The sequence below is a fragment of the Cellvibrio sp. genome (genome assembly GCF_053579595.1).
In genome coordinates, this window is the sequence record NZ_JBRFPI010000204.1 from 1 (window position 1) to 8,174 (window position 8,174).

The window sequence follows — 8,174 nt, forward strand, 5'->3', positions numbered from 1 at the left end:
ACTGACGCCGCTGTTTCATTTTTTATTTGGATACTGGCGACGAAACCATTGCTCCATTCGTTATCGATTTGATAAGTACAAGCAGCCGATGCAGTCTGTGCCGCTGCAGCCAGTGCAGTCGCCATACCGAGAAATACAAGTGGTCGTTTTAAATGTTGCAGCCGCTGATGTGCGCTGGATTTACATGCGTTCATGGTTTTATTCCTTCATAAAAGGTATTAGAAAATCGCGAGTGCCGAACAATAATTCGCGATACCGAAGTAGGGTTGGCTGACGATAGTAAATTTTTATTTTTTTATTCTGATCGTTATTGTTGTTCGTTGATGAATACTAAAAAACACAGTCATTGTCGGTATTTGAGGGAACCGAACCCCGCTTTGGGATTTACCAAAGCGGGGAGAAACTTACCGGGTAGCCGCAAACATTATTTCTTTAAACGCAACAAACCAAGTTTGTATGGAATGGTGTTGTAATTACCGTCTGGGCTAGGACCTGCTTCGCCTTGATAAAGGAACTCTAAATTACAAGGATCAACAGTCAGACGCTCGTCGTAACCTGAACGAATCAACTCACCATGGCTGATGCCGTTAGCCCATTTTCCACCAGGCCATTCCACGTTGCGATTACCTGCAAACGGATTCGCATCGGTATCAGCAAGTGCTGTCCATGGGCCATCCAAACTGGATGATGTCCATGAGCGGAACATGCGTGGACCACTTGGCCATGCCTCAACCATCAACAAATATTTATTTTGACCATCGAGTTTGTAAACGTTTGGTGCTTCAAATAAATACTGATTGCCATTGCCGCGATGATCTTCCATCACGATGGTATAACCCGAGAAATTGGGGAAATTGCCGATGGTGGTTTTAGACATGTAGAGCACGCCGTCATCACGTGAGAAATACAAGTAGCAGTGAGTAGCGTTACAAATCACCCAGAAATCCAACGAGTTTGCAGGTTCGCCTTGCAGCAATTTCTTTTTAGCAGACCAGTTAGGTCTACTAATATCATCAGTCGTTGAGTAAGCACCGCCCCACTGGGTAATCAAATACCACTTGTTGTGCGGACGGAAGAAAAACACTTGTGGTGCAACAGTATTACCTACGGTGGTACCGTTCATGGAAATATGTGGCGCAGCCTGAGCGTTATTCCAATCGGTGAAGCTGGTGTACATCGATTTGTAGGCGGTATCGTAGTAGGTCGCGTACACATGATAGGTGCCGTTATATTTCACCACTGAAGGATCTTTAATGGATTTCCAGTTTGCATTTTTCGGGCTAATCAACGGCCCGGTTGAAGTCCATTGCAGTGGTGCTTTCAACTCACAGGTTTGCGACGGTGTGCTTGAAGAAGAACTGCTGGAAGAACTGGAAGCAGGCGCTTGACCACCAATAGAAAAATCATCGGCGTAGTAGCTGATGGTTGCATCAGTTGCTTCGATAATGAAATGTTGGAATGCAGTCGAACCTGATTGGGTGTAATAACCTTGCAGCAAACGCCACTCGGTAGACGATGCAGTTGCAGTCGCCACTTGGGTGTATTCGTTGTAAGTAGAAGTGTCGCTATCTTCCTGACGTTTTCCGGTGAGTTGCACAACGCTGTCCGGTGTACCCGGTGCGAGTTTTACCCACACGGCAACATCGTATTGGCTACCGTTAACCAGTGAGCCTGTAGCGAACGTTAAACCGTTCCAACTGCCGGTGCGACCAGTAATTAATGCGCTGGCAGAACCGCTGCGTTTATCGGCCGTTGAGCGAGCGACAGTACCGGCTGTTGTTGACCAGTTAGTCAAACCATTTTCGACTCCACCATTTTGCGCAAAATTATTTGCGGGAACAGTGTAGCCTGCAGACGAGGATGAACGACTGCTCGCGATAACGGGTTGTGAACTGGGCGCGACACTTGAACGAGCGACAGAGCTGGGGGCAACACTGGAACGGGCAACTGAGCTAGGCGCAACGCTGGAGCGAGGCACAGAAGACGCAGCAGCGCCACACGCAGTTCCATTTACGGTTGGACGCTCAGCAGCGCCACCGTTTTTGTTTCCCTGAAAGCCAAAAGATACTGACTGGCCTACGGCAATATTGCCATTCCAGGCAACGTTGGATGCGGTATAGGGATTTGATCCGGAAACGGTTGCATTCCAGGTACCACTGATACGGTTAGTAGAGTAACCCCAATTCACACTCCAATTACTAATGGGTGCAGCGGTATCATTTTTGATAGTGATATTGGCAACAAAACCATTGCTCCATTCACTTTCAATTGTATAAGTACAGGCTGCTGAAGCCAGATTGGTCATCGCCAACAGGCTTGCACCCAAGCCAATTACCGCGCAACGGTTTTTAACCAGTTGCGATAATAATCTGGCGGAGTTTTTTTGCTTATTCATCATTAGTCTCCGTTAATTGCGAAAGTTCTTTATAAAAAAGTTCTCTAGTGAAAGCACTGCATAAACACTTTCTGTTAGACCGCATTTCTGATTGTGATCAGATATTGTTATTGACCGAACCGATGTTTTTATGGGCTTATGCGATAGTAGTCAAAATCCACATAACCGCCCGTAGACTGGGTAGCGTAATTAAACAGCGCAAATCTATACCCCATAAAATGCTTGAGGTCGTAGGTCATGCGCAGGGTGTTGCCGATCGCCACCCAATTATTGCCATCCAGACTGTAATAAAATTTCGCTTGATCCGTTTGGTTGACAAAATTCATATCAATGCGGAAATACACGCGATCCTGGAACAAACCTATGCGTGTAATTTCTTGCGGTGTACCGGATGTGGTATCCACCATCACAATCGATTTGGTACCGTTGGATTTATTAACGCCTACAAATCCGTAACGTGTTTGCAGCGCGCCTAAACCGGCATAATCACCGTCTTTCATCGCCGCAGTTTCCAGTGCAATACGCGCTGAACTTTGCGGACCAAAGGTGCGTTGGGTAAGCGAGTTGCGCGCGGCTTCAAAATTGCCCGCTGTGCGTTTCGTTGTCAGGCGCAAATAACCGGGGCGAGCAAGCAGCGACCAAGCTGAGTTATCGGGGTTGTGATTCCATTGCCATTGCAATGGCAACACAGAAGAACTCTGCACACCCTGATTAAATTCATCGCTCGTCACAATGCCTGCCAGACCTTTATTTTCTACAGTGAAGCCCAGTTTTTGTGGGACCTTGCCACCGACGCCCATCACCGGCCAACCGTCTTGCCAGCTCACAGGAACCAAATAAGGAATGCGCCCTACTGCACCGGAATCGCGGAATAAATAGGCGTACCAATTACCGGTAGGCGTATCAATTAATCCACCCTGGGCTACACCTTGGTCTTGCAAGGCAACACGTCCTTCATAAGGCCCGGTCAAATTGTTTGCGCGAAAAATTAATTGCGTGCGCGATTTTCCGGACGGCCAGGTGATCAAGGATACGTAATAGCGGCCATTGATTTTTTGCAGGTGCGTGCCCTCGGGGCGCACAATAAAATTGGTGCCCGCTACCGCAGAAGATTTGGAAATAATGGTTTGATTTAAACCACCGGGTTTAATCGCAGAAGCATCGGCGGTGAGTTCGATAATTTTTATGTCATCGATACCGTACGCGAGAAATGCACGACCGTTTTCAAAAAATAATGAGCAGTCGTGATACAACCCATTTAACACCGACGTTGTCCAGGGACCCCGCTCAATATTGGTGGTTTTGTAGATATAAGTTTTGTTGGTGGTGTAGGAAAAGGTGCTGACATAATAGATTCCATCCACATGGCGAATACTGCTCGCCCAGGAACCTTTGCCATAGGCGTTTTGGCCATTTTCCAAATTGAGTGCGTTGGTGTTATCCAAGGTGTTGTAGGCGTAATTCACCAGCGACCAATTCACCAAATCGGTGGACTTCATGATCGGCACACCGGGGTTCATGTGCATGGTGGTGCTGCTCATGTAATAGGTATTGCCGACGCGAATCACCGATGGGTCAGGTACATCCGCCCAAATATTCGGATTACTCGCTTCAATCAAACCTGCCGCAGATGATGAGCTGACACTTTTTGACGAGGCCGCCAAACTGCTGGCCGGTTTTGAACTCGCTATTACAACGGAGGATGCCAGCGAAGACACTGCAACCGATGTTGTTGATGAGCGCAGGGAAGACACAGCCGCAGAAGATGGACGTACCGACGAGCGCGCAGAAGATACCGGCGTTACGCCGCCACAGGGAGCACCATTAAGGGTGGGAATTTCGGCATTCGCTGACCCCTTGGTGCCCTGAAAACCAAACTCCACTGTTTGGTTTGGTTGAATGCTGCTATTCCAACTCAATTGAGTTGCAGAATAAGGATTGCTGCCCGAGACGTTTGCATTCCAACTATTGCTAATTCGGTTATCACTGGAGTACTGCCAATTAACCGACCAGCCATTGATTGCTGTTGTCGTGTTATTGGTTATTTTGATCGCCGCCGTAAAACCATTATTCCATTGGTTGGTGACTTGATATTGGCACGCGGCTTGGGCATTCATCGCCAATAATAATGCAAAACAACTACCGGATATTTTTGCGAGCGGCACACTAACGCGAGCGCCCGATTTATAAAAAATGCGCATGGGAATTCTCCCTAATTATTTTTAAAGGTGGGGTGTGTTTGAACATTAGTGCGATTCATAAAAATCCTTTTTTATGAATCGCAAGTTAAATCGACTAATTACTGCTTATTGATGTAGTTGTTTAATAACCAGGTCATTGCAGGGCGTGGAGTGCCGTTATCCTGAATCAAGCCTGAGCCTTCAATCCAGGTTCTGCCATTCACATAACCCCAAATGGTGATGCCTTTAACGTGCGGGTGATCCCAGAACACAGGGAAATGCGCCTGGAAGTTTTGCAGTTGCACTTGGTCATTGGTATCGCCGATATCGTATTCAGAAATATAAATAGGCTTGCCAACTTGATTCCAAATATTGTCGATCGCGGTTTTCACTTGCGCTGCGGTCATACCCTTCAATTCATGCGCTTGCAGACCAACTGCATCGATATAGTTTCCTTGTGCTTTTGCGAGCGTAATAAACTGCTCGTGCTGCCAACGAATGTTGTTATAGTCGTTCAGAATCAAGATTGAGTTAGGGCAATATTGGCGAGCCAATTGGAATACACGTTGAATCCAGTTATTACCAAATGCTTTTTGTGCATAGCCAGCTGGCTGGTGACCGGGAACGGCTTCGTTCACTACGTCGATCATTGCAGTGTCCGGGTAACGGGTGCAGTAATCGCGAATCCACTCTTCAATTTCAGCGGCAGTATCGGCAGCGCTCAAATTATTAATCCATGAAGGTGATTGCGCACCCCACACAAAGGTATGTGCTTTTACAGGGATATTATTTGCACGCGCGTAGGCATAGATACGATCAACCGGTGCCCAGTTATAAACGTCGCGGGTGCCTTCAACTGAACCCCATTTACCTTCATTTTCACCGGTAATTTGATTCCAGTAACGATTGAAATCCGATCTCACTGCACCGGAAGTTGTAATGTTACCAATGAATTTTTTGGTAGCAGGAGCACTGCTTGACGCACGTGATGAGCTGCTTGAAGAACTGGAAGCAGGCGCTTGACCACCAATAGAAAAATCATCGGCGTAGTAGCTGATGGTTGCATCAGTTGCTTCGATAATGAAATGTTGGAATGCAGTCGAACCTGATTGGGTGTAATAACCTTGCAGCAAACGCCACTCGGTAGACGATGCAGTTGCAGTCGCCACTTGGGTGTATTCGTTGTAAGTAGAAGTGTCGCTATCTTCCTGACGTTTTCCGGTGAGTTGCACAACGCTGTCCGGTGTACCCGGTGCGAGTTTTACCCACACGGCAACATCGTATTGGCTACCGTTAACCAGTGAGCCTGTAGCGAACGTTAAACCGTTCCAACTGCCGGTGCGACCAGTAATTAATGCGCTGGCAGAACCGCTGCGTTTATCGGCCGTTGAGCGAGCGACAGTACCGGCTGTTGTTGACCAGTTAGTCAAACCATTTTCGACTCCACCATTTTGCGCAAAATTATTTGCGGGAACAGTGTAGCCTGCAGACGAGGATGAACGACTGCTCGCGATAACGGGTTGTGAACTGGGCGCGACACTTGAACGAGCGACAGAGCTGGGGGCAACACTGGAACGGGCAACTGAGCTAGGCGCAACGCTGGAGCGAGGCACAGAAGACGCAGCAGCGCCACACGCAGTTCCATTTACGGTTGGACGCTCAGCAGCGCCACCGTTTTTGTTTCCCTGAAAGCCAAAAGATACTGACTGGCCTACGGCAATATTGCCATTCCAGGCAACGTTGGATGCGGTATAGGGATTTGATCCGGAAACGGTTGCATTCCAGGTACCACTGATACGGTTAGTAGAGTAACCCCAATTCACACTCCAATTACTAATGGGTGCAGCGGTATCATTTTTGATAGTGATATTGGCAACAAAACCATTGCTCCATTCACTTTCAATTGTATAAGTACAGGCTGCTGAAGCCAGATTGGTCATCGCCAACAGGCTTGCACCCAAGCCAATTACCGCGCAACGGTTTTTAACCAGTTGCGATAATAATCTGGCGGAGTTTTTTTGCTTATTCATCATTAGTCTCCGTTAATTGCGAAAGTTCTTTATAAAAAAGTTCTCTAGTGAAAGCACTGCATAAACACTTTCTGTTAGACCGCATTTCTGATTGTGATCAGATATTGTTATTGACCGAACCGATGTTTTTATGGGCTTATGCGATAGTAGTCAAAATCCACATAACCGCCCGTAGACTGGGTAGCGTAATTAAACAGCGCAAATCTATACCCCATAAAATGCTTGAGGTCGTAGGTCATGCGCAGGGTGTTGCCGATCGCCACCCAATTATTGCCATCCAGACTGTAATAAAATTTCGCTTGATCCGTTTGGTTGACAAAATTCATATCAATGCGGAAATACACGCGATCCTGGAACAAACCTATGCGTGTAATTTCTTGCGGTGTACCGGATGTGGTATCCACCATCACAATCGATTTGGTACCGTTGGATTTATTAACGCCTACAAATCCGTAACGTGTTTGCAGCGCGCCTAAACCGGCATAATCACCGTCTTTCATCGCCGCAGTTTCCAGTGCAATACGCGCTGAACTTTGCGGACCAAAGGTGCGTTGGGTAAGCGAGTTGCGCGCGGCTTCAAAATTGCCCGCTGTGCGTTTCGTTGTCAGGCGCAAATAACCGGGGCGAGCAAGCAGCGACCAAGCTGAGTTATCGGGGTTGTGATTCCATTGCCATTGCAATGGCAACACAGAAGAACTCTGCACACCCTGATTAAATTCATCGCTCGTCACAATGCCTGCCAGACCTTTATTTTCTACAGTGAAGCCCAGTTTTTGTGGGACCTTGCCACCGACGCCCATCACCGGCCAACCGTCTTGCCAGCTCACAGGAACCAAATAAGGAATGCGCCCTACTGCACCGGAATCGCGGAATAAATAGGCGTACCAATTACCGGTAGGCGTATCAATTAATCCACCCTGGGCTACACCTTGGTCTTGCAAGGCAACACGTCCTTCATAAGGCCCGGTCAAATTGTTTGCGCGAAAAATTAATTGCGTGCGCGATTTTCCGGACGGCCAGGTGATCAAGGATACGTAATAGCGGCCATTGATTTTTTGCAGGTGCGTGCCCTCGGGGCGCACAATAAAATTGGTGCCCGCTACCGCAGAAGATTTGGAAATAATGGTTTGATTTAAACCACCGGGTTTAATCGCAGAAGCATCGGCGGTGAGTTCGATAATTTTTATGTCATCGATACCGTACGCGAGAAATGCACGACCGTTTTCAAAAAATAATGAGCAGTCGTGATACAACCCATTTAACACCGACGTTGTCCAGGGACCCCGCTCAATATTGGTGGTTTTGTAGATATAAGTTTTGTTGGTGGTGTAGGAAAAGGTGCTGACATAATAGATTCCATCCACATGGCGAATACTGCTCGCCCAGGAACCTTTGCCATAGGCGTTTTGGCCATTTTCCAAATTGAGTGCGTTGGTGTTATCCAAGGTGTTGTAGGCGTAATTCACCAGCGACCAATTCACCAAATCGGTGGACTTCATGATCGGCACACCGGGGTTCATGTGCATGGTGGTGCTGCTCATGTAATAGGTATTGCCGACGCGAATCACC

Annotated in this window: 5 protein-coding genes; all 5 read right to left on the bottom strand. The window is 47.5% G+C overall.

Annotated features, from left to right (window positions below):
• Window positions 1-194: cellulose binding domain-containing protein (locus ACWA6V_RS13135; RefSeq protein ID WP_449522914.1), on the bottom strand; the 194-nt coding region annotated here is incomplete at its 3' end.
• A 230-nt stretch (window positions 195-424) separates the two neighbouring features.
• Window positions 425-2,395 (bottom strand): non-reducing end alpha-L-arabinofuranosidase family hydrolase, encoded by a 1,971-nt coding sequence (locus tag ACWA6V_RS13140; RefSeq protein WP_449522915.1) that lies wholly within the window; start codon window positions 2,393-2,395, stop codon window positions 425-427.
• Between the two features lie 128 nt (window positions 2,396-2,523).
• Window positions 2,524-4,596 carry a beta-xylosidase family glycoside hydrolase gene (locus ACWA6V_RS13145; RefSeq protein ID WP_449522916.1) on the bottom strand — a complete coding sequence of 691 codons (2,073 nt, stop codon included), beginning with the start codon at window positions 4,594-4,596 and terminating at the stop codon, window positions 2,524-2,526.
• 98 nt (window positions 4,597-4,694) lie between these two features.
• Window positions 4,695-6,608, bottom strand: a complete 1,914-nt coding sequence (locus ACWA6V_RS13150; RefSeq protein WP_449522917.1) for an endo-1,4-beta-xylanase — start codon at window positions 6,606-6,608, stop codon at window positions 4,695-4,697.
• Between the two features lie 125 nt (window positions 6,609-6,733).
• The coding region (locus ACWA6V_RS13155) for a glycoside hydrolase family 43 protein (RefSeq protein WP_449522918.1) at window positions 6,734-8,174 on the bottom strand (1,441 nt) is incomplete at its 5' end.

Bases quoted from the DNA above. Each gene is read 5' to 3' on its own strand.
- ACWA6V_RS13145 (WP_449522916.1), bottom strand. From the start codon at position 4,596: ATGCGCATTTTTTATAAATCGGGCGCTCGCGTTAGTGTGCCGCTCGCA.
- ACWA6V_RS13150 (WP_449522917.1), bottom strand. From the start codon at position 6,608: ATGATGAATAAGCAAAAAAACTCCGCCAGATTATTATCGCAACTGGTT.
- ACWA6V_RS13140 (WP_449522915.1), bottom strand. From the start codon at position 2,395: ATGAATAAGCAAAAAAACTCCGCCAGATTATTATCGCAACTGGTTAAA.